24 protein-coding genes are annotated in these 25,615 nt (G+C 72.2%); 12 read left to right on the plus strand and 12 right to left on the minus strand.

What is annotated here, in order from left to right; genetic code table 11:
• Window positions 1-2: 2 nt before the first annotated feature.
• Together ACGF4F_RS04000 and ACGF4F_RS04005 are read right to left on the minus strand one after the other, a co-directional pair.
• On the minus strand, window positions 3-914 hold the full coding sequence (locus ACGF4F_RS04000) for a GNAT family N-acetyltransferase (RefSeq protein WP_357436276.1): 912 nt from the start codon (window positions 912-914) through the stop codon (window positions 3-5).
• Between the two features lie 55 nt (window positions 915-969).
• Window positions 970-2,661: a right-handed parallel beta-helix repeat-containing protein gene (locus ACGF4F_RS04005; protein WP_357436277.1), complete on the minus strand. Its 1,692-nt coding sequence runs from the start codon at window positions 2,659-2,661 to the stop codon at window positions 970-972.
• Between the two features lie 356 nt (window positions 2,662-3,017).
• Between ACGF4F_RS04005 and ACGF4F_RS04010 the strand changes: the two genes are divergently transcribed.
• From ACGF4F_RS04010 to ACGF4F_RS04020, 3 genes are all read left to right on the plus strand, one after another.
• A complete protein-coding gene (locus ACGF4F_RS04010; protein ID WP_393074618.1) occupies window positions 3,018-3,200 on the plus strand; it encodes a hypothetical protein in 183 nt (60 codons plus the stop codon).
• A 246-nt stretch (window positions 3,201-3,446) separates the two neighbouring features.
• Window positions 3,447-5,216, plus strand: a complete 1,770-nt coding sequence (locus ACGF4F_RS04015; protein WP_357436281.1) for a thiamine pyrophosphate-dependent enzyme — start codon at window positions 3,447-3,449, stop codon at window positions 5,214-5,216.
• Window positions 5,213-8,311 (plus strand): FAD-binding and (Fe-S)-binding domain-containing protein, encoded by a 3,099-nt coding sequence (locus ACGF4F_RS04020; protein ID WP_393074621.1) that lies wholly within the window; start codon window positions 5,213-5,215, stop codon window positions 8,309-8,311. The genes ACGF4F_RS04015 and ACGF4F_RS04020 overlap by 4 nt, the downstream gene beginning before the upstream one ends.
• A gap of 43 nt (window positions 8,312-8,354) precedes the next feature.
• On the opposite strand, the gene ACGF4F_RS04025 is transcribed toward ACGF4F_RS04020, so the two are convergent.
• Window positions 8,355-10,148, minus strand: coding sequence for a glycoside hydrolase family 15 protein (locus tag ACGF4F_RS04025; protein ID WP_357436285.1), 1,794 nt, complete (start codon window positions 10,146-10,148; stop codon window positions 8,355-8,357).
• Between the two features lie 130 nt (window positions 10,149-10,278).
• Here ACGF4F_RS04025 and ACGF4F_RS04030 point away from each other — a divergent pair, with 130 nt between their 5' ends.
• Window positions 10,279-11,298 (plus strand): SDR family oxidoreductase, encoded by a 1,020-nt coding sequence (locus ACGF4F_RS04030; protein ID WP_357436286.1) that lies wholly within the window; start codon window positions 10,279-10,281, stop codon window positions 11,296-11,298.
• A 252-nt stretch (window positions 11,299-11,550) separates the two neighbouring features.
• Here the strand turns inward: ACGF4F_RS04030 and ACGF4F_RS04035 are convergent, their stop codons facing one another.
• On the minus strand, window positions 11,551-12,282 hold the full coding sequence (locus ACGF4F_RS04035; protein WP_357436288.1) for a methyltransferase domain-containing protein: 732 nt from the start codon (window positions 12,280-12,282) through the stop codon (window positions 11,551-11,553).
• A gap of 185 nt (window positions 12,283-12,467) precedes the next feature.
• On the opposite strand from ACGF4F_RS04035, the gene ACGF4F_RS04040 reads away from it, so the two are divergent.
• A complete protein-coding gene (locus ACGF4F_RS04040) occupies window positions 12,468-13,589 on the plus strand; it encodes a DUF3103 family protein (RefSeq protein ID WP_357436289.1) in 1,122 nt (373 codons plus the stop codon).
• 171 nt (window positions 13,590-13,760) lie between these two features.
• Here the strand turns inward: ACGF4F_RS04040 and ACGF4F_RS04045 are convergent, their stop codons facing one another.
• Together ACGF4F_RS04045 and ACGF4F_RS04050 are read right to left on the minus strand one after the other, a co-directional pair.
• Complete coding sequence (locus ACGF4F_RS04045) at window positions 13,761-14,321, minus strand: snapalysin family zinc-dependent metalloprotease (RefSeq protein WP_357436291.1); 561 nt, start codon at window positions 14,319-14,321, stop codon at window positions 13,761-13,763.
• Window positions 14,322-14,387: 66 nt separating this feature from the next.
• The gene (locus ACGF4F_RS04050; protein ID WP_393074627.1) at window positions 14,388-15,311 is read right to left on the minus strand and encodes a phosphotransferase family protein; all 924 of its coding nucleotides are present in this window, start codon (window positions 15,309-15,311) and stop codon (window positions 14,388-14,390) included.
• A 218-nt stretch (window positions 15,312-15,529) separates the two neighbouring features.
• Here ACGF4F_RS04050 and ACGF4F_RS04055 point away from each other — a divergent pair, with 218 nt between their 5' ends.
• The 3 genes from ACGF4F_RS04055 to ACGF4F_RS04065 are packed head-to-tail and all read left to right on the plus strand — an operon-like array spanning window position 15,530 to window position 17,138.
• Entirely contained in the window at window positions 15,530-15,958 is a 429-nt protein-coding gene (locus ACGF4F_RS04055) for a hypothetical protein (protein WP_357436295.1), read from the plus strand.
• 11 nt (window positions 15,959-15,969) lie between these two features.
• The gene (locus ACGF4F_RS04060; protein WP_357436493.1) at window positions 15,970-16,176 is read left to right on the plus strand and encodes a helix-turn-helix transcriptional regulator; all 207 of its coding nucleotides are present in this window, start codon (window positions 15,970-15,972) and stop codon (window positions 16,174-16,176) included.
• The gene (locus tag ACGF4F_RS04065; RefSeq protein ID WP_393074630.1) at window positions 16,173-17,138 is read left to right on the plus strand and encodes an NAD(P)-dependent alcohol dehydrogenase; all 966 of its coding nucleotides are present in this window, start codon (window positions 16,173-16,175) and stop codon (window positions 17,136-17,138) included. Before ACGF4F_RS04060 ends, ACGF4F_RS04065 begins: the two co-directional genes overlap by 4 nt.
• A gap of 45 nt (window positions 17,139-17,183) precedes the next feature.
• Here the strand turns inward: ACGF4F_RS04065 and ACGF4F_RS04070 are convergent, their stop codons facing one another.
• Window positions 17,184-17,804, minus strand: a complete 621-nt coding sequence (locus ACGF4F_RS04070) for a maleylpyruvate isomerase family mycothiol-dependent enzyme (RefSeq protein WP_357436298.1) — start codon at window positions 17,802-17,804, stop codon at window positions 17,184-17,186.
• A gap of 222 nt (window positions 17,805-18,026) precedes the next feature.
• On the opposite strand from ACGF4F_RS04070, the gene ACGF4F_RS04075 reads away from it, so the two are divergent.
• Genes ACGF4F_RS04075 through ACGF4F_RS04085 form a run of 3 tightly spaced genes read left to right on the plus strand, consistent with a single transcriptional unit; the run spans window position 18,027 to window position 19,047 of the window.
• Window positions 18,027-18,341, plus strand: a complete 315-nt coding sequence (locus ACGF4F_RS04075) for a hypothetical protein (RefSeq protein ID WP_393074633.1) — start codon at window positions 18,027-18,029, stop codon at window positions 18,339-18,341.
• A gap of 10 nt (window positions 18,342-18,351) precedes the next feature.
• Entirely contained in the window at window positions 18,352-18,555 is a 204-nt protein-coding gene (locus ACGF4F_RS04080) for a rhodanese-like domain-containing protein (RefSeq protein WP_357436301.1), read from the plus strand.
• A gap of 3 nt (window positions 18,556-18,558) precedes the next feature.
• Window positions 18,559-19,047, plus strand: coding sequence for a CBS domain-containing protein (locus ACGF4F_RS04085; RefSeq protein ID WP_357436303.1), 489 nt, complete (start codon window positions 18,559-18,561; stop codon window positions 19,045-19,047).
• Between the two features lie 41 nt (window positions 19,048-19,088).
• Here the strand turns inward: ACGF4F_RS04085 and ACGF4F_RS04090 are convergent, their stop codons facing one another.
• Together ACGF4F_RS04090 and ACGF4F_RS04095 are read right to left on the minus strand one after the other, a co-directional pair.
• A complete protein-coding gene (locus ACGF4F_RS04090) occupies window positions 19,089-19,424 on the minus strand; it encodes a TraR/DksA C4-type zinc finger protein (protein WP_357436305.1) in 336 nt (111 codons plus the stop codon).
• A gap of 190 nt (window positions 19,425-19,614) precedes the next feature.
• Window positions 19,615-20,877 (minus strand): FAD-dependent oxidoreductase, encoded by a 1,263-nt coding sequence (locus tag ACGF4F_RS04095; RefSeq protein WP_357436307.1) that lies wholly within the window; start codon window positions 20,875-20,877, stop codon window positions 19,615-19,617.
• A 134-nt stretch (window positions 20,878-21,011) separates the two neighbouring features.
• On the opposite strand from ACGF4F_RS04095, the gene ACGF4F_RS04100 reads away from it, so the two are divergent.
• Window positions 21,012-22,568: a helix-turn-helix domain-containing protein gene (locus tag ACGF4F_RS04100; RefSeq protein ID WP_357436308.1), complete on the plus strand. Its 1,557-nt coding sequence runs from the start codon at window positions 21,012-21,014 to the stop codon at window positions 22,566-22,568.
• 115 nt (window positions 22,569-22,683) lie between these two features.
• Here the strand turns inward: ACGF4F_RS04100 and ACGF4F_RS04105 are convergent, their stop codons facing one another.
• From ACGF4F_RS04105 to ACGF4F_RS04115, 3 genes are all read right to left on the minus strand, one after another.
• Window positions 22,684-23,493, minus strand: coding sequence for a rod shape-determining protein (locus ACGF4F_RS04105; RefSeq protein WP_357436310.1), 810 nt, complete (start codon window positions 23,491-23,493; stop codon window positions 22,684-22,686).
• 232 nt (window positions 23,494-23,725) lie between these two features.
• Window positions 23,726-24,040: a hypothetical protein gene (locus tag ACGF4F_RS04110; RefSeq protein ID WP_357436311.1), complete on the minus strand. Its 315-nt coding sequence runs from the start codon at window positions 24,038-24,040 to the stop codon at window positions 23,726-23,728.
• Window positions 24,041-24,049: 9 nt separating this feature from the next.
• The gene (locus tag ACGF4F_RS04115; protein WP_393074639.1) at window positions 24,050-25,501 is read right to left on the minus strand and encodes an alpha/beta hydrolase; all 1,452 of its coding nucleotides are present in this window, start codon (window positions 25,499-25,501) and stop codon (window positions 24,050-24,052) included.
• Window positions 25,502-25,615: the final 114 nt, after the last annotated feature.

Raw genomic sequence — 25,615 nt, forward strand, 5'->3', positions numbered from 1 at the left:
CGTCAGCGCACGATGACGAGGTTGGCCATGTCGACCACCGGGCGGTAGCCGAGCCTCGCGTAGACCTTGTTCGAGGCCGGGTTCGCCTGGTCGGTGAACAGGCACACCCGCGCACCCTCGGCCTGGAGCCGCCGGGAAACCTCGGCGACCGCGTTGCTGGCCCAGCCGCGCCCACGCTGCGCCGGGGGCGTGTACACCGGACCCACCCGCGCGACCCCGAACGACGGTGGGTTGGCGCCCGTCAGGTGCACCGGCTGCCCTTCCTCGTCGACCCAGAACCACATCCGCCCGGCCCGGAGCCGGCGCAGCAACTCCGCACGCTCGGGCACCTCGTGCGCGCTGGCCCCCCGCGGACGGCCCGCCTGTTCGTCGGCATCGCCCATGAACGCGCCGAACCACTCCGTGACCAGGTCCACGTCGTCCTCGGTCGCGACCACCAGGCCGCCGGGCGCGGGCTCCGGCCAGACCAGCTCGCCGAGCTCGTGCAGCCGCGTGTGTTGGCTGACCTGCACCCGCCCCCCACCAAGCCGGGTCAGCTCGGCGGCGCACAGTTCGACGGCCGGAAGAGCCCCGTTGATCGCGAGCACCTCCTCCCCGCGCTCGTGCAACATGCGGGCCAAGGCCACGGCCGCCTCGTCGGGCATCGGCAGCAGGAACGGCGGGTAGGGCGCGAACGGAGCCGTGCGCATCCCGGCGCCGACCACGGCGCCGAACTCGTCTCTGACCACCAACCACCAGTCGCGGTCGGGCTGCGCGATCCCGTCGGCCTGCTGCGCCGACCGCCGGTGCGCGAAGCTGGCCACCACCGTACTGATCACCGGATCGGCGGCCAGGTGGTCACCGGCCGCGGCGAGGAACTCGCCGGGATCGGTGTGGAACTGCAGGTGCGAGGTGGCCATCGGGACAGCGGTCATCTGGGCAAACTACCCACCGTGGTGCCACACCGGCAGCGGAATTTCCACGCTGTGGTCAGGGCGCGGGGCAGTCAACCAGGCCGATGTTGTGGTACCAGCACCCGCCGGACGGGGCGGTGTCGAAGCGCACGGCCGCGACGGCGTTGCCTTCCAGGTGGTTGTCGTGGACCCACCCGGATTCGCAGGTGCCGACGGTGGTGATCTGGAGGCCGTGGGTCTGGGTCCGGTGGGGCTGGCTGTCCCAGACCCGGTTGTTGTGGATGGTGGGGTGGTACGTGGCGGCGGCCACGGTGATGCCGGCCCGGGTGGGCGGGGCGCCGGGTATCTCGTAGGGGGTCCCCGGCGGTGGGGTGCGGTCCGGCCAGGCGGTCATTGCGCCGGGGCGGCGCGGCGCGAGCACCAGCTTGGTCGCGGTGTTGCCCATGACGATGACCCGGTGCCCACCGGCGGTGATCCACTTGCCGCGGTGGCCGTCCGGCACCCAGTTCGCGGACGTGTCGGTGAGGGACCGTTCGGTGTAGGAGACGGTGTCGCCACTGCCGGACGAGGCGGGTGCGGTGCGCCGGCCGTTGTTGCGGATGCGGTTGCCGGCGATGGCGACGTCGGCCAGCGAGGAGTCGGCGAGGATGCCATCGAGGGCGTTGTCCCAGAACTCGTTGTCCTTGATGATCATGTCGGTGGCGGGCGCCTGGGGTCCGCCGGCGAGGTTGTGCTGCCAGTAGCCGTAGCGGCCGTTACGGCTGATGCGGTTGCCTTCGACGGTGTAGGGGCCCGGGGTGTTGCCGATGGCGACCCCGTCCCAGACGTTGTCCTCGATGACGCAGCCGGTCACGATGCCGCCCCGCCCGGCGACGCCCGTGGTGCCGAGCGAGGACACGTCGTAGCCGGCCTGGTGGTTGCCGATCAGGGTGCAGCCGGAGACGATGAGCCCGTCGGCGCCCCAGTCGGAGATGCCGAACCGGTTGCCCTCGGCGTGGCAGCCGATGACGCGGATCCCCCGAGGCGGGGTCCAGTCCCTGCCCTGCAGCTCGAAGAAGATGCCGTTGGTGCCGTTGCGGATCGTGGTGCACGCGCTGACCGTGCACCGCTCCACCGGCCCCCAGCCGCCGATGCCGATGCCGATGCCGGCGCCGCCCATCCACTCGCCGTTCTCCAGCCGGCCGCAGTGCTCGATCAACAGACTGTCGACGAACGTGTCCTGCAGGAAGTCGCAGCCGAAGCCGGTGGCCGCCGTGTCGTGGATATACAGGTCGTGGAAGCGGCCCCGCCACACGTACTGCATGCCCAGTCCCTTGGCGAGCACGTCGTACTCGGGCAGCCGCACCCCGGAGCCGTCGATCTCGAAGTACGCGAAGGTGCAGTCGGCGATGTGGTTGTCGCGGCTGGCGCCGTGTTCCCGGGCGGTGAAGTAGGCCAGCGGAGTGGGGGAGCGCGGATCGCCCGGATTGGCCAGCACGAACCGGGTGGCGGCAGCCCCCGCGCCGATCAGCGAGACACCGCTTCTCCACACGGTGCCCTTGTCCCTGATCGAGTACACCCCGGACGGGCAGTAGATGGTGCGCGGCTGACCGTCGTGGGCGTAGGCGGCGCCGAGGTGGTCGACCAACCGCTGGAGTGCCGGCTGGTCGTTGGTGGTTCCGTCGCCGGTCAGGCCGTGATCGCGGGCGTTGCAGACGAAGGGATCCGCCGCGGCGGGCCCAGTCGTGGTCCCGGCGCGGGGTGGACGCCTGCCTTGCGGCTGGTGCATCGGGCCTCCTGTCCGCGAGGCAGGCCGCCGCCGGCGGCGGGCCCGTGCCGTGGTGGGCGTACGCCGCAGCGCCGGCCAAGGGCGGATCGTGGTCGCGCGGGCGGCCGGAACGTCCGCGGCTCGCTGGCGCCAGCAGGAGGAGTATCCCACCGGCTCGGGCATTCTTGACCCCGCTTTGCCGTAGGGACGCGAGCTGGACAGCCGAGCAGCAGGGCTGTCAGCTCCCACCCGACAGCCACGTGGCCGACCGAGCCGCCCGGCGCGACCGGTTGGCCGCCCGGGCCGGAGCCGCCCGTTTGGCGCCCTGAACGGCGGGTACGGGCGGTAAGTGGAGCGGGCAGGAGAGGTGGCGGGCGATGAACAAGAGCCGGTTCAGTGACGTGGTCGTCGGCGCGGCCGGCAACGTGGCCGGTGCGATCGTCGACCCCCGCGAGGGATTCACCCGGCTCCGGGCGGTGGCCACCGGCCGCACCCTCGCCACCGTGGCCGCCGGGCTGGTCATCGGCTATCTGGCGGCGCGACTCGGTCGCCGCAGGTGACTTCCAGGCAACGCCGGGGTGGCCCGGCCGGGGAGCAGAGCGGCCATTTGCCGGTTCGCCGGCACGGGCCCGGGTAGCTGCCGGAGACTCGGGACATGCCGGTGACACCCCGGGACGCGAGCACCAGGCCCTGCCGCGGCCCAGCTGGCACGAGGGGCGGCGGCCGGCGCCGGGACTGCGCCGCGCTCCAGTGGCCGGCACCTGCGGGCGCCAGACCGCGACAACTCCAGGATCAGGAGGCGTGACGTGCAGGAGATCGTAGGCGAGAGCCTGGCGCGACGGCTGGTGGATTGGGGTGTCGACACGGTCTTCGGTCTGCCCGGGGACGGCATCAACGGGCTGATGGAGGGCTTCCGCCGGCAGCGGGACAAGCTGAGGTTCGTGCTGGTGCACCACGAGGAGGCGGCGGCCTTCATGGCCACCGGCTATGCGAAGGCGACGGGGCGAGTCGGGGTGTGTGTCGCGACATCCGGGCCGGGGGCGATTCACCTGCTCAACGGCCTCTACGACGCCAAGCTCGACCACGTGCCGGTGTTGGCTATCACCGGCATGCAGGAGACGTCGGTGCTGGGTTCGCACTATCAGCAGGAGGTGCACGCGGCGTTGCTGTATCAGGATGTGGCGGAGGCCTACAACCTGATGGTGACGAATCCACAGCAGGTGCCGGGGGTGGTGGACATCGCCATCCGGCACGCTCTGGCCCGGCGCAGCGTCGCACACCTGTCCTTCCCCAATGATGTGCAGGTCGCCGCGGCTGGGGAGGATCCGTATCGGCATGTCAGCCCGGGGAAGCCGCCGATGAGCAGCCCGGTGGTGTCGCAGCCGGCGGTGTCGGCCGCGCAGGCGGATCTGGCCCGGGCGGCTGAGGTGCTCAACGCCGGGAAGAAGGTCGCGATGCTGGTCGGCGTCGGCGCCCGCCGTGCGCGGGACGAGGTCCTCGCGGTGGCCGACGCGCTGGCCAGCCCGATCGTGAAGACATTGTCGGGCAAGATGGTGGTGCCGGATGACCATCCGCTCACCACCGGCGGGCTGGGCCTGCTCGGCACCAAGCCGAGCGAGGAGCTGATGGAGGAGTGCGACACCCTGCTGATGGTGGGCACTTCTTTTCCGTACGGGAAGTACCTGCCCTCGCCGGGGCAGGCGCGGGTGGTCCAGATCGACATCGACGCGAGCCTCATCGGTCTGCGCCTGCCGATCGACGCGGCCGTCACGGCGGACGCCAAGGTGGCCTTGCAGCAACTGCTGCCGATGCTCCAGGCCCGATCGGACCGGTCCTTCCTGACGAAGTACCAGCAGGCGCGGGACGCTTGGCGCGCGGACATGGAAGCGTTGGAGGACCCGGGCCGTGACCCGATCGCCCCGCAGTATCTGATCAGCTGCGTCGACGAGGCCGCCACTTCGGACGCCATCCTCACCTGCGACTCCGGCACCATCGCCACCTGGGCGGCGCGGCACTGGACCATCCGCGGCAACCGGGAGTTCTACCTGTCCGGCAACCTGGCCACCATGGCGCCGGGCCTGCCGTACGCGGTCGCCATGCAGCACGCGTTTCCGGGGCGGCAGGTGATCGCGTTCGTCGGTGACGGCGGGTTCGCCATGCTGATGGCCGAGTTCCTCACCGCCGTCCGCCACGAACTGCCGATCAAGGTGGTGATCAACAACAACAACGCGTACGGGCAGATCCTGTGGGAGCAGATCATTCTCGGCTACCCGGAGTACGAGGTGCGGCACGGGCAGCCGGAGCCGGACTTCGCGGCCTGGGCGCGGGCCTGCGGCGGATACGGCGTCAAGGTCACCGACCCGAAGTCGCTGTCCGGGGCGGTCCGGGAGGCCCTGGCGCATCCGGGGCCGGCGCTGGTGGACTGCGACGTCAACCCCAACGAGCCGCCCATGCCCGGCAAGGTCCGCTACGAGCAGGCCAAGCACTTCACCGAGGCGTTCCTGCGCGGTGAACCGCACAAGAAGGCGACGCTCGCTACCGTGGCCCGGGACAAGATCAACGAGCTGCGGTCATGACCCGGGTCGCCCCTGCGCCGGTCAGACTGCCCGACCCGGTGACCCGGGCTCCCGCTCCCGCCACCGACGTGGACCTGGCCGCCCTGGCCGCCCGGCTGCGCCCCGTGGTGGACGGCGAGGTCCGGTTTGACGCCGGGTCCCGGGGCGCCTATTCCACCGACGGCTCCAACTATCGTCAGGTCCCGCTCGGTGTGGTGGTGCCGCGCACCGTCGACGCGGCCGTCGCCACCATCGAGGTGTGTCGTCAGCTGGGCGTCCCCGTCCTGTCCCGCGGCGGCGGCACGAGCCTGGCCGGCGAGTGCACGAACACCGCTGTGGTGATCGACTGGTCGAAGTACTGCAACCGGCTGCTCGAGGTGGACGCCGAGGCGAAGACGTGCCTGGTGGAGCCGGGCATCGTGCTCGACACGCTCAATGAGCTGCTGGCCCCGTACCGGCTGGAGTTCGGCCCGAAGCCGTCGACCCACAACCACTGCACCATCGGCGGGATGATCGGCAACAACTCCTGCGGGTCGACCGCACAGCGCACCGGCAAGACGGTCGACAATATCGTCGAGATGGAGGTGCTGCTCTACGACGGCACCCGGATGTGGGTCGGCGAGACCAGCGACGAGGCGTACGCCGAGATCCAGCGCCGGGGCGGCCGGCCGGCCGAGATCTACCGCCAGTTGCGCGCGCTGCGCGACGAGTACCTGACCGACCTCCGCACCCGCTACCCGCACATCCCCCGGCGGGTCTCCGGCTACAACCTGGACAGCCTCCTGCCGGAGAAGAACTTCCACGTGGCGCAGGCCCTGACCGGCTCGGAGAGCACCCTGGTCACCGTGCTGCGGGCCCGGCTGAAGCTGGTCCCGGTGGTGCCTTGCAAAGCGATGGTGTTCCTTGGCTACCCGGACATCGCCGCCGCGGCCGACGACGTGCCGCGCATCCTGCCGCACAACCCGATCACGCTCGAAGGCCTCGACGACAAACTGATCAACTTCGAGAAGCGTAAGCACCTGCACCCCGCCGCGCTGCACCTGCTCCCGCAGGGCGGCGGCTGGCTGATGCTCCAGATGGGCGGCGACACGCCGGAGGAGGCGGAGGCCGCCCTCGCCCGGCTGCTCCACGCGCTGCGGCGGGAGAACGGGCCGACCGTGCACCGCTTCGACGACGAGGCCCACGAGGAGCAGATGTGGGGGGTCCGCGAGTCCGGCCTCGGTGCCACCGCCCGGGTACCGGGTGAGGCGGACACCTGGGAGGGCTGGGAGGACTCCGCGGTCCCACCGGAGCGACTCGGCGACTACCTGCGCGATCTCGACAACCTGTACCGGGAGTACGGCTTCGAGCAGGCGTCCCTGTACGGGCACTTCGGGCAGGGCTGCGTCCACACCCGCATCCCGTTCAAACTGACCACGGCCGAGGGCGTACGCCAGTACCGCTCCTTCATCGAGCGCGCCTCGGACCTGGTCGTCTCCTACGGCGGCTCCTTCTCCGGCGAGCACGGCGACGGCCAGGCCCGGGGCGAACTGCTGCCGAAGATGTTCGGCGAGCGACTGATCCGCGCGTTCGGGCAGTTCAAGGCCATCTTCGACCCCGCCGACTGGATGAACCCGGGCAAGATCGTCGCCCCCTATCCGCTGGACAGCCACCTCCGGCTGGGGGTCGACTACAACCACGGCGACGTGCAGACCCACTTCCGCTACCCCGACGACTCCGGCAGTTTCGGCCGGGCCGTGCTGCGCTGCGTGGGTGTCGGCGAATGCCGCCGACCGCACGGCGGGGTGATGTGCCCGTCGTACATGGCCACCCGGGAGGAGGAGCACTCCACCCGGGGCCGGGCGCGGCTGCTCTTCGAGATGCTCGACGGGACGGCCCGGGGTGGCGCCATCGCCGACGGGTGGCGGTCGAACGCCGTCCGGGACGCCCTCGACCTCTGCCTGGCCTGCAAGGGATGCAAGGCCGACTGCCCGGTCAACGTGGACATGGCGACGTACAAGGCGGAATTCCTGTCCCACCACTACCAGGGCCGGCTCCGCCCCCGCGCGCACTACTCGATGGGCTGGCTGCCCGCGGTGGCCACGGTCGCCGCGCGGGCACCACGCATGGTGAACGCGCTGGCCCAGGCGCCCGGGCTGAGCCAGCTCGCGAAGCTGGTCGGCGGGGTCGACCAGCGCCGGGAGATCCCGGTGTTCGCCACCGAGAGCTTCCAGCGCTGGTTCGCCCGGCGAACCCCGGGCGGCGACGGCTCGCGGGGCGAAGTCCTCCTGTGGCCGGACACCTTCACCAACCGCTTCCACCCCGGCATCGCCCAGGCCGCCGTCGAGGTGATGGAGGCGGCCGGCTGGCGGGTGCGGGTGCCCGACCAGGCGGTCTGCTGCGGCCTGACCTGGATTTCCACCGGGCAGCTCGGCGTCGCCAAACGGGTGCTCCGGCGGACCGTCGACGTGCTGCGCCCGCACCTGCGGGCCGGTACTCCCGTGGTGGGCCTGGAACCGAGCTGCACGGCGGTCTTCCGCAGCGACGCCCGCGAACTCTTCCCCGACGACGAGGACGTCTCCCGGCTGCGGAAGCAGACCGTCACCCTGGCCGAACTGCTGCACGACCACACCCCGGGGTGGCAGCCGCCGCAGCTGCCCGCGCACACCCTGATCCAGACCCACTGCCACCAGCACGCCATCCTCGGCACCGCCGCAGACCAGGCGGTGCTCGCCAAGGCTGGGGCCCAGCCGGAGTTCCTCGACTCCGGCTGCTGCGGCCTGGCCGGCAACTTCGGTTTCGAGGCAGGGCACTACGAGGTCTCCGAGGCGTGCGCCGAACGCGTGCTGCTACCGGCCGTCCGGGACGCCGCCGACACCGACGTCATCCTGGCCGACGGCTTCAGCTGCCGTACCCAGGTCGAGCAGGGCGCGTCCGCGGGCCGGACCGCGATCCACCTCGCCGAGTTGCTCCGGGCCGGCCTGCACGGCGACCCGGTGACCGCCCGTCCGGAACGACAGTGGGCACGGCGCCCGGAGCGGCCGTCCCGCGCCACCCGACTGCTCGCCACCGGAGTCGTCGGCCTGGCCGCGCTCGCTCCGGCCGTCGCGCTCGCCGCCTGGCGCCGGAGGCGGTGACGGCGGCGCGGCGCGCGGGCGACGGCGCGGGCACCACCGCCGGTCAGCCGGGCGGCGAACAGGGGATTGCCTGACCGAGCGTCACCGCGGTCTCCAGCATCAGCGCGTGCACGAACGCCTGCGGCAGGTTGCCGCGCAACTGTCGCTGCTGCACGTCGTACTCCTCGGTGTACAGCCCCGGTGGGCCGCAGGCCGCGCGGCTGCGTTCAAACCACCGGTTCGCCTCGACGACGTCACCGGCCTGCCACGCGGCCAGCGCCGCCCCGTAGCCGCAGAGCAGGAAGGCGCCTTCCGCGTCCCCGAGCGGCCGGAGGTCGGGGCGGAACCGGTACAGGTAGCCGTCACACTCCAACTCCCGCAACACCGCCCGGCGGGTCGCCTCGGTACGCGGATCCCCCTGCGGCAACGCACCCCGGATCCCGGGGAACAGCAGCGACGCGTCGACCCGCTCGTCGTCGTACGCCCGTTGCCAGCGCCCGGACTGGTGGCGGCCGTGCGCCGCCGCGTCGGCGAGGACGGCATCGGCGAGGGCCGCCCACCGCCCGGCCAGCCCGGCCGGCGCGACCCGGGCCGCCGCCCGCAGCCCGGCCACACACATCAACTTCGAGTGGGTCCACGGGCGCGGCGCCAGCTCCCAGATGCCCGAGTCCGGCTGGCTCCAGCGGTCGCCGATCACCCGCGCGGTCAGCTCCATCGCCCGCCGCGCGGCGTCGTCCAGCCGGTCGTGCCGCCCGGCGATCGCCAGCAGCAGCAGGACCTCCCCGAAGACGTCGAGCTGGAACTGCCCGCCGACCCAGTTGCCGACCCGGACCGGCGCGCCCGGATAGCCGGGCAGAAACGCCAGTTCCTCCTGTGGTGGCACCGGGCGGCCGTCGATCGTGTAGGCGGGGGCGAGCCGGTCCCCGTCCGTCAGCACCCGCTCGGTGACGAACGCCACCGCGTCGTCGAGCAGGTCGTACCGGCCGACCAGCGCACCGGCCCGGCCGGCGAAGGACTGGTCGCGGAGCCAGGCGTAGCGGTAGTCGTAGTTGCGGCCGGCCAGCGCCCGCTCCGGCAGCGACGCGGACGCCGCCGCCACCATCCCACCGTCCGGCTGGGTCAGGCCGCGCAGCACCGCGTACGCGAACACGGCGTCCCGCCGCGCGTGGCCGCCGGCCAGGCCCGGCACGGCCTGCCGCCAGGCCTGCTCGGTGGTCCGCCACAGCGCGGCGGGCTCGGGCGGCGCCTCGTCGAGCGGCCGTCCGGCGATCTCCAGCACCAGGTCGTGCCGGCCGCCGGCCGGCACGCTCAGCTCGCCGCACAGTAGGCCATCGCTGGTCTGCCCGAGCATCTCGCCACCGGAGTGCCGCAGGTACAGACCGCCGGTGCGGGCCAGCCAGTGCCGCCCCGCCCGGCGCACCTCGCGCACCGGCTCCCGGCCGAAGTCGGCCCGCGGATCCAGCCGGACGTGCACGACCGCGTCACCGTCCACGGCCTGGATCTGACGCAGCAGCACGATCCGGTGCCGCTCGCCGGGAAACAGCAGCGCCTCCCGGCACTGGATGATCCCGTCAGTGGTCACCCAACGGCTCACCCACACCAGCGAGGCCGCCTCGTAGTGGCCGCCCCACACGAACCGCCGGTTCGCCGGCGTTACCAGGTAGTCGCCCCGCCCGCCGACCAACCGGCTGAACACCGGGGGATCGGCCCAGCCGGGGGCGCACAGCCAGGTGACGTTCCCGTCCGGGCCGACCAGCGCGCCCCGGCGCCCGTCGGCGATCAGCGCGTACTCCCGCAGCACACTCGGGCCCCGAACATCCTCACCCGTCGGTCGGCCCGGCCCCACGTCCTGATCCACCGCCGCACCTCCCCGCAGCGTTGCACGGCACTACCCGCCCCACTCCGCCCTACACCTCACCCGCCGCGCGCGGTTATCTCGGCCGCCGCCGGGGTAGCCAGTACGGGACAGGCGACGCTGGGAGGGCGACATGCGGCGAACCAGACGGCAGGCACAGGTTGCGGTGATCACCGGCGCCAGTGCCGGAGTGGGCCGGGCCACCGCCCGGCTGCTCGCCCGGCGCGGCATCGCCATCGCGCTGCTGGCCCGGGGCCGCACCGGACTAGACGCCGCCGCCGCCGAGGTCCGCGCGGCCGGCAGCCGGGCCCTGCCCATCGAGGTGGACATGGCCGACTACGACCAGGTCGTCGCCGCCGGGCAGCGGGTGGCGGACGAACTCGGCCCGATCGACCTGTGGATCAACAACGCCTTCAGCTCCGTCTTCGCGCCCTTCCAGGAGACGAGGCCGGAGGAGTTCCGGCGCGCGATGGAGGTCACCTACCTGGGGTACGTGCACGGCACCCGGGTCGCGCTCGCCCACATGACGCCCCACGACCGCGGGACGATCGTGCAGGTCGGATCGGCGCTGGCGTACCGGGGGATCCCGCTCCAGGCCACCTACTGCGGGGCCAAGCACGCGATCGTCGGGTTCACCGAGTCGCTGCGGTGCGAGCTGATGCACGACAAGAGCAAGATCAGACTGACCATGGTCCACCTGCCCGCGGTCAACACACCCCAGTTCGACTGGCTGCTGTCCCGGCTGCCCCGCAACGCCCAGCCGGTACCGCCGATCTACGAGCCGGAGGTGGCGGCCCGGGCCATCGTGGGCGCCGCGGACCGGCCGGGCCGCCGCGAATACTGGGTCGGCGCCTCCACGGCCCTGACGATCCTGGGCAACCGCATCGCGCCGGGCCTGCTCGACCGCTACCTGGCCCGGACCGGCTACCGCTCCCAGCAGACCGACCAGTCGGCCGACCCGCACCGGCCGACGAACCTGTGGCAGCCGATCGACGGGCCGGGCGGACACGACTTCGGTGCCGAGGGCAGCTTCACCGGGCGCGCGCACAGCCACAGCGCCCAGGCGTGGCTGTCCCGGCATCGGCTGGTCGCCGCCGCCGGCCTGACCGTGGCGGCGGGTGCGGTCGGCGCCCTGGTCGCCGCCCGCGACTGACCATCCGTCAACCTGAGCGGCGGTCGTTGCCAGCGAGTCCGCCGGACGGCAGGGCAACCTCCGGCGTCCCGGCTACCACGTCACCGGCAACGCCGTCGGGCCGAGGATGGCGTGCCCGGGCTTCCACCGCACCTCGTTCTCATCCTGATCGTCGCCGTGCAATTAGTTGATCACCCCGCGTCATTTCCGTTCGGGCGGGTGATCCGGGAGTGGTGACCGTCCGACCAGGACGCAGACGAGTCGCGGGAGGCGTTAGCGAAGGACCAGCAGGTCCAGGGCGTCGATCACCGGGCCGTGCTCCGAGCGGGCGGCCCGGTGGAGCCGGGCCAACCCGGCGGCGTACTCGTCGTCAGTGATCAGTTGCAGCGGCGTGTGAGCCTCCCGGCGCAGACTGGTCGCGCACTCGCTCAGCGACGACGCGGTCGTCTGCGGGACCTGTTCGAAGGCGGTGACGGTGAACCCGCACGCGCCGAAGGCCGCCTCGACGTCAGCCACACTCGGAAACGTGTCCAGGACCCGGATGGTCTCCGGGAAGAACCGGAACAGCGTGATCGCCTCGTGTCGGCCGGCGAAAGCTGACCGGATCAACACCGAGCCGCCGCCGCGGACCACGCGACGCAGTTCCCGCGCCGCGGCCGCCAGATCCGGTACGTGGTGGATCACGGTCGACAGCCAGGCCGCGTCGACGCTGTGGTCGGGCAGGGGAATGTTGGCGGCGTCGCCCGGCAGCACCCGGGGATGAACGCAGCGGGCCCGCATCGCCGCGGACGGCTCGACGGCGATGACGTCCAGGTCGTCGTACCAGTCGGTGAAGGCCGCCGCCCACCTGCCCGTACCCGAACCGAGGTCGAGCACCCGCGCGCCGGGCCTGGGGTCCAGATGCCGGGTGACCGCCGCACGCCACGTGGCCAGCCCCTGATCAGGGACGTGGCGGGTGGCTTCGAACGCCGCGGCGGCCTCGTCGTCGTATGCGATGCGTGCCATGGTGTCGACCCAATCAGTCGCCTGACGTTGCGACAAGGATGGATGCCGTGAGTCACATCCGGGGCCCGCTTCCGATCTTTCCTGGCCGTTCGTCATTGACGAGTGCCTATATAAGGATGCGATCATCTGGCAAGAGCCGGCTGCGCCGGCCATCAGCCAACGCCGCGACCGCAGAGGAGTTGCCCGTGCATCCACGTACCTTCCGGCATGCCGTGTTGTCCCTGACCCTGGCGGCCGCCGCCGTGCTCGCCTCGACGGCGGCGCCTGCCCAGGCCCGTCCGGACGACGCACGGCAGACCACTCAGGCGGCTCCGTCCGGGGTGGGTCCTGTCTTCCCGGCCACCGACCGGCTCGCCCGCGAGGTCGCCGCCGCGCTCGCCGACCCGGTCAGCCGCAACCGGGTCGTCGCGGCCGTCACCGCCGGACCGGTGGACCTGCTGACGGCGAGACTCAACTCGCGGGCCGACCGTGCCGTCCAGTCGACAAACCGGGCGGTGCTGGGGGCGAAGGGGCTGCCGCCGGCCACCGGGTCGGTGCTGCAACTCCGGCTCGGGCACGAGGACATGGCGGCCGCGCTGAGCCGCGCCGAGATCCCCCTCGTGGCGGCGGCGTCCACCGACGACGCCGTGACCAGCGTGGTCGGCTACGACCCGGCCGGTGGACAGGTCCTCCTGGACCCGGTCCGGCTCCCCGACCGTCCGGTGCTCGTGGTCGAGGTCAACGTGGCCAAGGCGATGCGGTGGGGCCTGGCGCAGCTCCGGGAGGAACTGACCGTACGGGACTTGACCAGCGTGAAGGCCGCGGTCACGACGCAGGCCGGCTACTGGGCCACCAAGGTCAACGCCATCCGGCTGAACGATGACAAGGAGCCGTGGGTCAAGGGCGGCGCCGAGATCTTCAATGTCGTCGGCGGCTTCGGCCTCGACGGCAAGGCCACGGTCAACATCGTGGAGATGCCCTACCTCGACAACGACGGCACGGTCTACTACCCCAACCAACTGCTGGTCCACTTCAACAACTACAAGTACAACCTTGCCGACGTGGTGATGTGGGAGGACGACGGTGACACCAACTACCGCGACCTCGCCAAGGCGCTGATCACCGCGCTGCTGACCATCGTCGACTACGGCACCTACACCCCGCTGGTCAACGCGCTCATCGACGCGATGCCGGACAGTTGGTGGACCGACGACCCGGACTACGTGGACTCGTGGTACACGCTCAGCACCGGAAGCTCCGGCCGGCTCCACGGGGCGGCTGCCAACGGTTGGATGGACGTGGCACCGTACTGGGTGCAGCAGCTCTGAGCGGGTAGCCGGAGCGCCAGGGCTCGGTGCTCGCCCACCACATCAACGCGCCGATCTACGGCGTCGGGCCGAACAACTGACGGGCCCGCTGGCGGAGCTGGTTCTGATATCACCGGGCCGGCCGGGTCGGCGAACCGCCGACCCGGCCGGAGTGTCACCGTTGGCGCGGTGTCAGCGCAGCGCGCCAACGGGTGCCGGCCAGCTCCCGGTGAAGACCTGAGCCGTCGTCGCGCTCCGGACGGTGGTGCGGAAGTACGAGTCGACCGCGGCGGCCTCGCCGGCGCTCGGGTACGGGTTGGTGCAGCTGGTGCCGGCGCTGCCGCCGGACATCAGGATGGCGCAGTTGCCGTTGTAGTTGTCGGCCAGGCCGAGGATGTGCCCGATCTCGTGGGTCATGATCCGTAGCGGGGAGTACTGCTGGGCCTGGTAGTAGTCGATGACCACGTAGCCGTTGCCGAGGCTGTTGCGGACGGCGTAAGAGCCGCCGCCGTAGGTGTAGTAGATCATCAGGTTCGAGCCGCACTGGGCCATGTTGATGTTGTTCGTGGCGTTGTTCCAGATCGTGGCGGCCTGGTTGGCGTACCCGGCGAACGGCCCGGCCTGGCTGGTGTTGTAGCAGACGTTGCGGACGGCGGCGGAGGCCGGCGCGGAGCCGACGGTGACGGCGCCGAGCGCCGCCATCGTCGCGGCGGCGAGGGTGGCGAGGATCCGGGACATCCTGGGCAGACGCATCGTTCACGCTCCAGACTGGATGGGTCGAGCGGGGACCCCCAGCCTATAAATTGGCGCATGTCGATATCAAGGACTATCTATATGATTGCCCTGGGGGTGGCGTGGCGTCACGCCCGCGTCGGCCGAGAACCACCGTTGTGCGAGCTCGCGGGTTCTCCGGCGCACGCGGGCGATTCCCTCCGGGGTGTTGAACGCCGCGAAAGCCGGCCACAGAAAGACGAAGACGGCGAGTTCCTCCGCCAGAAGCGCGCGCTGCAGCGTCCGGCGGTCGCACGCCCGGGTGTCCAGGTATGCGTCGACCAGCGCCGGGGGGACGGTGGTGCCGGTGGGCGTGGCGCGGACGCTGAGAAAGGCCAGATCGGAGGCCGGTCGGCCGATGCCCGCCGCCTGCCAGTCGCAGAAGACGATGGCGCCGGCGGAGTGCACGAGGTTGGCCGTGTGGCAGTCGCCGTGGACGAAGGCTGGCGGCACTGCTCGGGTCTGCTCCATCAGTTCGACCCGCCGGGCCAGGAGTTCACCGAGGTGGGGGAGCGTTGGGGCCCAGAAGGAGTTGATCTCGTCCAGGTTCGGGTCGATGAGCGCTTCCTGCAGCGCATCGGGGTGCTGCCAGTCCGCACCCGTCGGGATCGCCATGCTGTGCAGGCCGGCCAGGTCTCGACCCAGGTCCGCCCACATGCCCGTGGTCCAGGCGGACGCCTGTCGGGTCTCGCCCGCCGCCTCCAGCAGCACCGCCACGCCGCTCTCGGCGTCGAGGTAGTCGAGCAATCGCGGGGCGCGTACCGGCGCGATCGGCGCGACCTCCGCGTAGAAGCGCAGCTCCCGCCGGGCGGCGGCGATCGCCGGCGCGCCCAGCGTGGCGGGAGTGACCTTGAGGTACGCGGCGTGCCCGTCGCTCGCGCGCACGGCACGGACGCCGGCGCCGGACCGGGATTCGAGCCGCGCGTCGGGCTCCTGGCCGGTCACCCGGAACGTGTCGAGAACCATCGTCATGAACTCATGTGGCACGAGAGCAGCCACCCTCCGTGACCCGGACCGGCCGGATGGCCGAGCCGTCATGATCGCATCGCCTTGACGGTGCGGCGTACGTCGGGCCCCGTTGGGAGCGGCCGGGGTCGACCTCCTTCGGAGGGGTAAAGAATCCTTGACATCATGTCGGCCGTGCTTGACACTCGACCGTGTCAAGAATTCTTTACCTCGGGGAGGGGTCGATGGCGTTCGAGGAGAAGCGCGCCTGGATCATGGGGCTGGTGGCGGTCGCCGCCTATGCCGCGTACGTGGTGATCGTGCTCGGGCGCGCGGACGGTGACCCACTCGCGGACGTCTCCTACGCGGGCCCGCTGCTGGCGACGGTGGCCGGGTCGATCGTGGCATCGATCGCGCTGCACATCGTCGTCTCCGCCGTCTCGCCCGAGGGCGCCAACGAGAAGGACCAGCGGGACCGGGAGATCCACCGGCTCGGTGACCACATCGGCCAGTCCTTCCTGATCGTCGGCGGCGTCGCGGCGCTGGCCATGGCCCTGGCCGACTGGGACCAGTTCTGGATCGCCAACGTCATCTACCTGGGCTTCGTGCTCTCCGCGGTGGTCGGCTCGGCCGCGAAGATCGTCGCCTACCGGCGGGGGTTCCAGTCGTGGTGAAGCCGACCCGGATCACCAACTCCATCCGGGCGTTGCGGTTCGCGCACGACGAGATGACCCAGGCCGAGCTGGCCCGCCGCATCGGCGTCACCCGGCAGACCGTCATCGCCATCGAGCAGGGCCGCTACTCGCCGTCGCTGGAGATGGCCTTCCAGATCGCCGCCGTGTTCGGCGTGCCCCTCACCGACGTGTTCGAGTATCCGCAGGAGGAATCGTGAAGGCGATCGTGCAGGACCGCTACGGCTCGGCCGGCATGCTCCGCCTCGCCGACATCGACGTACCGTCGGCCGGCGCCGGCCAGGTGCTGGTCCAGGTCCGCGCGGCCGGCGTCGACCCGGGCGTCTGGCACCTGATGACCGGCCTGCCCTACCTGGTACGCCTCGGCTACGGGCTGCGTCGACCCCGCAGCCGCGTCCGCGGCATGGACCTGGCCGGCGTGGTCACCGCCGTCGGACCCGGAGTCGCCGGGTTCACCCCCGGCGACGAGGTGTTCGGCACCGGCGCCGGCTCGTTCGCCGAGTACACCGTCGCGTCGGCCGGCCGGCTCGCCCCGAAGCCCGCCGCCCTCAGCTTCGCGCAGGCCGCCGCTGTCCCGGTCTCCGGGCAGACCGCACTCACCGCCGTCCGCGATGCCGCCCGGGTACGCCCTGGACAGCGCGTCCTGGTCATCGGCGCCGGCGGCGGCGTCGGCTCCTACGCCGTCCAGCTCGCCAAGGCCGCCGGCGCGCACGTCACCGGCGTCTGCGGCCCCGCCAAGCTCGACCTGGTACGCGGACTCGGTGCCGACGAGGTCGTCGACTACACCCGAGCCGACCTTCCCGACCGCCGCTACGACGCCGTCATCGACACCGCCGGCAACCGACCGCTGTCCCGGCTGCGCCGGGTGCTCGCCCCGAAGGGCTCACTGGTCCTCGTCGGCGGCGAGGCGCGCGCCGGGAAGTGGCTGCAGGGCTTCGACCGGCAGCTGCGGGCGCTGGCCCTGTCGCCGTGGGTCGGGCAGCGGCTGGTGCCGCTGGTCGCGAAGGAGAGCAGCGACAACCTGGCGGCCCTGACCGAGCTCGTCGACGCCGGCCGGCTCACCCCGCTCGTCGACCGGACCTGGCCGCTCGCCAGCGTTCCCGACGCCATCCGTCACCTCAAGGGCGGCCACGCGACCGGGAAGGCCGTGATCATCATCTGACCGCCGGCCGCTGCCAAGGCCGATCCCGACCGCTGGCCCTGTTGGTCAGTCGCGCTCGCGGAGAACGGCGACGCCGTCGCCGGTGAGGTCATTGAGTGCGGCCTTGCGGCCAGTCATGGCCATGAGCAGCGCGATGACCGGCCCGCTGACCTCGGGGCCGCTGCCGTGCTGCCAGTCGGTGTCGGTGGCCCGCAGGGTGACGCCGCTGATCCGGCTCTTCGCGCCGATGAGCAAATTGCTGCTCTTGTAGAAGTCGGCCACCGCCACCACATGCTCGGCCGGGTGTTGGTGTGCTATGCCGACGGCGCGGAAGATGTCCTCGCCGTGCACGATCGTCTCGCCGAGCCACGACAGGGTCGGGCCAGGTGGCGCCGTGCGCGCATCGACGCGTGAGCGCAGCAGGTCCACCAGTTCGGCGTTGGTCCTGCCGGCGGTGACCTGTGCGATGTCCTTGCGGACCATGTTCTGGAAGCTGAAGCCGTTGCCGACGAGCTTGGCGAAGAACTTCGGCGGTGTCATGTTCGCGGTGGCCACGAGATGAGCGACGACCTCGCGCACCGTCCAGTTCACGCACAACGACGGCTGGTCCCAGTCGGCATCGGAGAGCTTGTCCAGCGCGTCGACCAGCGACGCGCGTTCCGCCTTGATCATCTGCCAGGTGTCCATGGTTCCCCAATCGGTGATCGTCGCGGAAGCTGTAGCAGATCACAGTGACCGTCGCCATCAGGCGAAACGCTCAGGTTCACGCCCGGCCGGGGCGCGTCGCCGGACCCTGGTGACTGCGTCGCCGATCCGGTACGCGATGGGCGCGTTGCCACTAAAGTCGGGTCCGCGGGGCGATGCCGGCAGGCCGGCGAGAAGGGCGGGCACCTGAAGGGGAGGGCGAGCGTGATCGAGGTGTGGTACTTCGACGGCTGCCCGAGCCACGAGGCCCTCGTGCCGCGCCTGCGGGCGCTGCTCGACGCCGCTGGCATTGACGATCCGATCCACGAGCAGGCGGTGGAGACTGACGTCGACGCCCAGGCGCACCGGTTCCTCGGCTCGCCGACGCTGCGGATCGACGGCGTGGACGTCGACCCGACAGCCGCGCACCGCACGGACTACGGCCTGCAGTGCCGGCTCTATCCGACACCGGATGGTGTTCGTGGTACCCCGCCCGATGAGTGGATCCTGGCCGCCCTGCAGCGCCGGGGGCCGCGTTGACGGCCGACTGATGGTCACCCGGATCGAGTTGCCGCGGCTGCGTGCGCTGCTTGACGCGGGCGCCCAGCTCATCGAGGTGTTGCCCGCGGCCGAGTACGCCGACCAGCATCTGCCCGGGGCGCGCAACATCCCCCTCAAGACCATCAGCCCCCACACGACCGCAGGCCTCGACCGCGCCCGCCCGATCGTCGTCTACTGCTGGGACGGCCTTTGAGACGTGAGCCCACGAGCCGCGTGTCGGCTCGAGTCCCTCGGGTTCACCGACGTCTACGACTATGCGGCCGGCAAGGTGGACTGGCTTGCGCACAACCTGCCCATCGAGGGCGCTGCGGCCAGCTCACCTACCGCGGGTAGCTGCCTGCGCCAGGACGTGCCCACCGCCCGACCGGAGGAGGCGATCGCCGCCGTTCGTGCCCGCGTCGACGCCTCTCCGTACCGATTCGCCTTTGTTGTCGCCGGTGACCGTACTCTGCTCGGTCGACTCCGGCACGCCGCCCTCGAAGCCGCCCCCGGCACCGCGGCGGCCCACGAGGTGATGGAGTCCGGCCCCTCGACGCTGCGTCCCCAGGTACCCCTGGCCGCCGTCGAGTCCCACCTGCGCGACCACCACCTCACCTACGCGATCATCACCGATCCGGAAGGCCACTTGCTGGGTACGGTTCACCGAGATGACCTGACCGGAACGACCGGCTCACCCTCTCGCTGATGCGCGGAATCTGCCTCCGCCGCCCGCGAGCGACGCGCCTGCTACGGGCGGCCTTGGTGGTGAGGTTCGGGTTGGCACGTGGTGCAGAACCGGGTCGCCGGCCGGAGCGCGAGCCGCTCGATGGGGATGTCGCCGCGGCACTCCTCGCAGGTGCCGTAGCGGCCCTGTTCCAGGTAGTGCAGCGCCCGGGCGATGTCGCCCAGCGCCCGTCGCGACGCGGCGGTCAACGCGGACGCGGCCTCAAGGTCCGTCCGGTCACCGGGCAGCTGGCGGGCCTGCCGGGCCAGCAGTGCCAGCTGGGTGCTGTGCCGCTCATACTGCTCCTCGAGGACGATGCGCAGCACACCGAGCTCGTCCTGCCGGCTCACCACGTACACGATCGCTTCCTTTCAAAATGAAAGCGGGCGGAGCGCCGTGGCGCTCCGCCCGCTGGGGCCGGTCATCAGCTTGTCGGCCGTCGTGATGGCGGGCGGCGCCGGGCGCGCTGCCACCGGGTCGGCGGCGCGGCGATCGGCGTGACCGTGCCCCGGTGGCCGCGACCGACCGCCGACACGACGAGGTGACCCATCACCGCAGGGGGTCGAAGGGGTCCAGCTCGGCGGGCTGGCGGCCGGTGGTGATCTGCTCGGCGAGCAGGTCGCCGGTGAGCGGGCCGAGGGTGATGCCCCACATGCCGTGGCCTCCGGCGGCGAAGACCCGCGGTGACCGGGTCCGGCCGATCAGCGGCAGCCCGTCCGGGGTGCACGGGCGCGACCCGACCCACTCGTCGGTGCGGGCGTCCAGGTCGGCGCCGCGCAGCAGCGGTCGTGCCGCCTCCGCGATGGCCAGGACCCGGCGACGGTCCAGGGGCGCCTCGGCGCTGCGGAACTCCATCATCCCCGCGACGCGCAGCCGGTCGCCCAGCGGCGTGCACGCGACGCGCTGCGCCGGGAAGTACACCGGACCGGACGGAACGTGCTCGATCGGGATGCTGAAGCTGTAGCCGCGACCGGCCTGCACGACGGTCCGGACCCCGAACCGCCGGCCCAGCTCACCGAGCCAGGTGCCGGTTGCCAGCACCACCGCGTCATAGCGCTCGTCCGCGCCGGCGGAGGTCACCACCCGGACCCCCGACCCCTCGTCGTGCACGCCGACGACGGCCGACCCGGTCACCAGCGACGCTCCCCGAGCGCGAACGGAGTCGGCGAGCGCGTGCACGTACTCGCCGGGGTTGATGAACCGCTGGCCGTGCAGGCGGATCGCGGCGCCGATGGTGTCGGACAGCGAGGGCTCCACCTCACGCGCCTCGGCCCCGGTCAGGACGTCGAACTCGATCTCCTGCCCGGCGGAGTGGATGTGCCCCAGCTCGTCCAGCAGGACCGACCGTTCGGCCTCGGTCCGGTAGGCCGCGACGAACGACTTCGCCTCGTGCGTCATCGACTGGACCCCGCCGGCCGCCAGGGCGTCGAACGCCTCGAACGCGCGCCGGTTCATCGGAATGTAGGCCCGCATCGCGGTCCGCCACTTCGCGGCGGTGCTGTGCCGGGTGAAGCCCGCCAGGAACCGCAGGAGCCGGGCGTCCGCGCGCGGCGGCACGTAGACCGGCGACGACGGGCTCAGGACGGCGCGCAGCCCGTAGCGGAGTACCGCCGGCTCCGGCAGGGGAGTGGTGATGCCGGGGGTGAGCCAGCCTGCGTTGCCCCACGACGCGCCGGCCGCCACGCCCGTCCGGTCGAGCACGGTGACCTGGACCCCCCGTTCCTGCAGGAACCAGGCGGTGGCCAGCCCGACCATCCCCGCGCCGATGACGGCGACGCGTTGAGGGGCGGGCGTGGGCTCGATGGCGGGCATCGTTGTCTCCTTCACGGCAATGGGGGGGGCGGCGCCAATCCTGGCCGTGCCGCGCCGGGACGTCATTGTTCTGTCAGGCCAATGCCGGTCCTGACGATTGGGCGAAACGAACAACGCCGAGGCACAATCGGGTGATGATCACCGTGGCTGGCATCGTGGACGCGGTCGGCGCCGCGTTGCTCAAGGTCGTCATCCCCGCCGGCGAGGCGGAGGTGCGCGACGTGACCCTCGCCGAGCTCGACGAAACACCGACCGGCCAGAGCGGGGACCTCGTCCTCGGCGCGGGCGTCGCCACCCCGGACCAGGCGCTCGCCGTCATCGACCGCTGCGCGGACGCCGCGGCGGCCGGCCTCGTCCTCAAGCCTCCGCTGGCCGCACACCCCGACGTCACGTCGTCCGCCGCCGAGCGCAAGGTGACCCTGGTCGAGCTGCAGAGCCACGGATCGTGGGCCCAGCTGGTCTGGCTGCTCCGCGGGGTGATCGACAGGGCCGCCGCGCCGGGCTCGCCGGAGACCGGCGAAACCGGGGTGTACGACGAACTGTTCGCCCTCGCCGACGCGACCGCCGCCATCGTCGACGCGCCCGTGACGATCGAGGATGCCCAGTACCGGGTGCTCGCCTACTCGTCGCGGCAGGACCGCACCGACCCGGCGCGCGTGTCGACCATCGTCGGACGACGCGTCCCCGGCGATGTGATCGCGCACTTCCGGTCCCGGGGCGTCTTCCGCAAGCTCGCCACGGGCAGCCAGCTGGTCTTCGTGCCGCAGGGCCCGGACGGGACGCTGCCCCGGCTCGTGATCCCGATCCGCGCCGGAGGTGAGCTGCTGGGCTCGATCTGGGCCGTCGTGGAGGGGCCGCTGCCGGACGAGCGCCTCCGCGATCTCCAGGGCGCGGCGTCCGTGCTGGCGTTGCACCTGCTCCGCCTCCGGGTGCAGGCCGACGTCGCCCGCCGGGTGTCGGCCGACCGGCTCAGGGCCGCACTGCGGGCCCCGGCCCGGACGGGGCGGGAGGAAGTGGGCCTTCCCGCGGGGCCGTGGCGGGCGGTCGCGCTCGGGGCGCACGGCGGGACCGGGGAGATGGTGCACAACCTGGCCCTGTGGGAGTCGATCAGCCGCCGGCACGGGTGGCGCCAGCCACTGCTCGCGGACGTGGGAGACGTCCTGTTCGCGGTCGTGGTCGACCAGGGCGCGCTGCCCGGCTCCTGGCGGTGGCTGGAACGGCTGATCCGCGACATCGCCGTGCACGACCCAGGGCTGCGCGCGGCGTCCGGCGGCGTCGCCACGGAGCTGGCCGACCTGCCGCGATCACGCGCCGAGGCGGCGGAGCTGCTCGCCCTGCACGGCGCGACCCGGCAGCGAGGATCCGTGCTGCGGTTCGAGGACGTCTGGGCCGAGGTCGTCGTACACCGCGTGGTCAGCACCGTGCCGCAGGAGGACCTGCTGGTCGGCGGGCCGCTGCCCGACCTGGTGGCCCACGACCGCAAGCACGGCACCGACTACGTCGCCACGGTCGCCGCCTGGCTCGAACAACAGGGTGACCCGAGGAAGGCCGCCCAGCAGCTGCACGTACACCCCAACACGCTGCGGCACCGCCTGCGCCGCCTCGCCGAGGTCGTCCACCTCGACCTCGAGTCGCCACGAACCCGGCTGGCGCTGCAGATCCAGCTCGCGGCGCTGCGCCCCGGATCCTGACCGCCGGCTCCAGGCGCGGTGTCGTCACCCTGGCGGCCGGGAAACGAGTCGCCGCGCGCTGAGGTTCACCTCCCTCCCTGGCCCCGTCGCATCCGGTCCGGGCACAGCTGCGCCGTCACTGCCCGGGCGGGCCGGGTGTGCTGCCCGTTGGGTCCTGCCCGGTGGTCAGGAGCATCGTGAGCCCCTGGATGGTGGCCAGCCGAACGTTCGCCGGCATGGTGACGGACCGGTTGGTGAGGGCGGCGAGGCGGGCGGCCACGCCGGGGATCGCCCCGCCGCCGGTGATCAGCAGCCGTCGGGGACCAACCCGGTGCGCCCGTGGGGTGAACCGGCGGACCACCGCGGCGATGGCGGGCACCTGATCGACCGCGTTGGCGACGTCGACGCGCTCGGCGGCGGTCACCGTGCCGCAGGCGACACGGACGACTTCGGTACGGCCGTGGCCGATGTCGACGACGACCACGTCGTCGGTCCTGGCGAGGTCGACCCGGCAGGCGAGCGCCGCCGCCAGGGGTTCCTCCACCACGGTGACCCGGCCACCGGTCGCCCGGCGGACCGCTGCCCGGACCAGGTTCTGCTGCCGCAGCGTCGCCGTGGCCGGCACCCCCACCAGCACCGGCGTGTGGGGACGGCAGACCAGGTCGTTGGCGGTGACCAGGACGCGCAGCAGATGCACGCAGGCCGGGTAGTTGTCCATGACGCCGGCACGCACCGGCCATACGAGGGGAGCGTCGTCATGGGTGGCCCGGTCCAGGGCGGCACGCCCCACGGCTCGTCGCGAACCGGGCGGTCCCCAGGCCACCACCGTGGGCTCCTCGATCACCTGCCCGAGGGTGGGCGACCAGAGGCGTACGGTCGCCGTGCCCAGGTCGATGGCGAGCATGTGCCGCAGCCCGCGACGGGCGTATGCGCCCGGGGTCAACATGTCACCACCCCTCGAGAGTGGTGACGTCGCCCGCAGGCGCATGGCGACCGTCGAGCCGGTCCGGGCTCACGGCGAGGCGCCGGGTGACGGAGCTGGTCACCTGACGCCGCCGGAGCACCGGCGGACAGGCGCGGCGGATCGGGCGATCAGCCGTCAGACAGGCAGCGAGGGGCGCGGACATGGTGCCTTCCAGGAAAGGTGCCGGTCCCGGACCGGCAGGGTGTCGGGGAGATCAGGCGATGCCGAGCACGCGCGGCGGCGCCCGATCGGCCGACCACACCGGCACGCATCCCGGGACCGACCGCTTCGCCAGCCGGAAGACGATGCACATTCCGACGACGCGGTCGGTGGCAGACACCAACGCGGCGAGCACGGCGGCCACGACCAGGATCGGCAGCCTGCGCTGCTCGACCACCTGTCGCCCGTCATGGACCCGCATCGCGACACCATAGCCCAACACGCCACCGTGCCCGTCGGACCACGAGCGATCCCGAACGCCGTCGTGGCGGCTCCGCCCGTTGGTGCGCCGCCGGTTGGCGATCCGCACCGCCGCCGATCAGGGCGCGACCGCCGGGCAGGTCGTGCCGGGGGCCGGCGGACGCACCGAGATCAGGTAGTCGTCGACCACGCCGGTGGTGCAGGCGCTGCGGGTGTAGGCACCGTGGCCCCAGCCCTCGTACGTCACCAGCACGCCACGGTCACCGAGCTGCCGCTGCACGTGCAGCGCCCAGTTGTAGCCACTGGCCGGGTCGTGCCGGCTGTTGATCATCAGGAGCGGCGGGGTGCCGCGTGCCGTCAGCCGGTGCTGGGGATTGGCGACCGGCTGCGGCCAGCCCAGGCACGCGGCCACCGCCCACAGTGCCGCCGGATACCGCATGTCGGGCGCGACCCGGGCGGCCCGGCGCAACAGGTCGGCGTACTGCCGATAGTCGCGCACCGGGAGACTCCAGTCGGCGCAGAAGGCCGCGGTGGCCAGCGGCGGGAACCCGGCGACCGCCGCCGGACCGCCGGCGCTCATGACGGCGATCCGGCTTGCCAGGTCCGCCCAGGCCGGGCCGACGAACCCGCCGTGCGCGGTCACCACGAGATCGAACGGGGTCACCGGGACGGCCGGGTCGGCGGCGCTGCGCAGCTCGCCGCGCTCGGCACGTGCCATCAGATCGGCCCAGACCGCCCGCACGTCCCGGCCGTGCAGTGCACATGCGGCGACGCGGTCGCACCAGGCCACGAACTCGTCGAACGAGTCCTGCACCGCGGCCGCCTGGGTGGTCACGAAGCCCCGAGTACCGAGGCTGTGGTCAACGGCGCTCTCCAGCACCAGCGCCCGCACCCGGTGCGGGAACACCTCCGCGTACTGCTCGCCCAGCAGCGTGCCGTAGGAGCTGCCGTGGAACGTCAGCCGGTCCTCGCCCAGGGCGGCCCGGATCGCGTCCAGATCCCGCACCGTGCTGCGCGTGTCGGCGTGGTCGAAGACCGGCCCGGTCCGGGCCCGGTAGTCGTCCCGCAGCCGCCGGTTGTAGGCGAGCAGTAGGTCGAACTCGGCCTGGCTGGCCAGCGCGGGCGACGGTCGGCCGGCGAGCAGCTCCGGCGAACAGATCACTGGGTTGCTGCGGCCCACTCCGCGCGGGTCGAAGCTGACGATGTCGAACCGGCGACGCAGTTCCTCGCTGAACCGGCCGATGCCGGTCACCACCCGCGACACGCCGGAGTCCCCCGGTCCGCCCGGACCGAACACCAGCGTGCCGATCCGGGCCTGCGGGTCGGTGGCCGCGCGACGTGCCACGGCGAGATCGAACCTCGGCCCCGCCGGGTCGGCCCAGTCGACCGGTACCGACAGAGTGCCGCATTCGGCGGTGGCGTCCGGTGCGCACGGAGCCCAGGCGATGGCCGGCGTGCGGCCGGCGGCCGTGGCCGGCCGGGCCACGCCGGTGGCACCGGCCATGACGGACAGGACGCCAACGGCGAGGAACGCGCCCCAGCGGACGCGGCGGGTGGAGGACCGTGTCATCGAATTGCTCCCTGACTGGTTTGGGAAACAAGCCACTCGATGGTCGTTTGGTGCCGAGTTGGTCAACATCCGGGAACACCCGGAAACCTTCCCCTACCTGGCGTCCACTCTGTC

Source organism: Micromonospora sp. NPDC047740 (assembly GCF_043204735.1).
Lineage (GTDB): Bacteria > Actinomycetota > Actinomycetes > Mycobacteriales > Micromonosporaceae > Micromonospora.

Excerpts from the sequence above, each read along its gene's own strand:
- ACGF4F_RS04000 (WP_357436276.1), bottom strand. The coding sequence starts at position 914 with ATGACCGCTGTCCCGATGGCCACCTCGCACCTGCAGTTCCACACCGAT.
- ACGF4F_RS04005 (WP_357436277.1), bottom strand. The coding sequence starts at position 2,661 with ATGCACCAGCCGCAAGGCAGGCGTCCACCCCGCGCCGGGACCACGACT.
- ACGF4F_RS04010 (WP_393074618.1), top strand. The coding sequence starts at position 3,018 with ATGAACAAGAGCCGGTTCAGTGACGTGGTCGTCGGCGCGGCCGGCAAC.
- ACGF4F_RS04020 (WP_393074621.1), top strand. The coding sequence starts at position 5,213 with ATGACCCGGGTCGCCCCTGCGCCGGTCAGACTGCCCGACCCGGTGACC.
- ACGF4F_RS04030 (WP_357436286.1), top strand. The coding sequence starts at position 10,279 with ATGCGGCGAACCAGACGGCAGGCACAGGTTGCGGTGATCACCGGCGCC.
- ACGF4F_RS04035 (WP_357436288.1), bottom strand. The coding sequence starts at position 12,282 with ATGGCACGCATCGCATACGACGACGAGGCCGCCGCGGCGTTCGAAGCC.
- ACGF4F_RS04045 (WP_357436291.1), bottom strand. The coding sequence starts at position 14,321 with ATGCGTCTGCCCAGGATGTCCCGGATCCTCGCCACCCTCGCCGCCGCG.
- ACGF4F_RS04050 (WP_393074627.1), bottom strand. The coding sequence starts at position 15,311 with ATGACGATGGTTCTCGACACGTTCCGGGTGACCGGCCAGGAGCCCGAC.
- ACGF4F_RS04055 (WP_357436295.1), top strand. The coding sequence starts at position 15,530 with ATGGCGTTCGAGGAGAAGCGCGCCTGGATCATGGGGCTGGTGGCGGTC.
- ACGF4F_RS04070 (WP_357436298.1), bottom strand. The coding sequence starts at position 17,804 with ATGGACACCTGGCAGATGATCAAGGCGGAACGCGCGTCGCTGGTCGAC.
- ACGF4F_RS04080 (WP_357436301.1), top strand. The coding sequence starts at position 18,352 with ATGGTCACCCGGATCGAGTTGCCGCGGCTGCGTGCGCTGCTTGACGCG.
- ACGF4F_RS04095 (WP_357436307.1), bottom strand. The coding sequence starts at position 20,877 with ATGCCCGCCATCGAGCCCACGCCCGCCCCTCAACGCGTCGCCGTCATC.
- ACGF4F_RS04100 (WP_357436308.1), top strand. The coding sequence starts at position 21,012 with ATGATCACCGTGGCTGGCATCGTGGACGCGGTCGGCGCCGCGTTGCTC.
- ACGF4F_RS04105 (WP_357436310.1), bottom strand. The coding sequence starts at position 23,493 with ATGTTGACCCCGGGCGCATACGCCCGTCGCGGGCTGCGGCACATGCTC.
- ACGF4F_RS04115 (WP_393074639.1), bottom strand. The coding sequence starts at position 25,501 with ATGACACGGTCCTCCACCCGCCGCGTCCGCTGGGGCGCGTTCCTCGCC.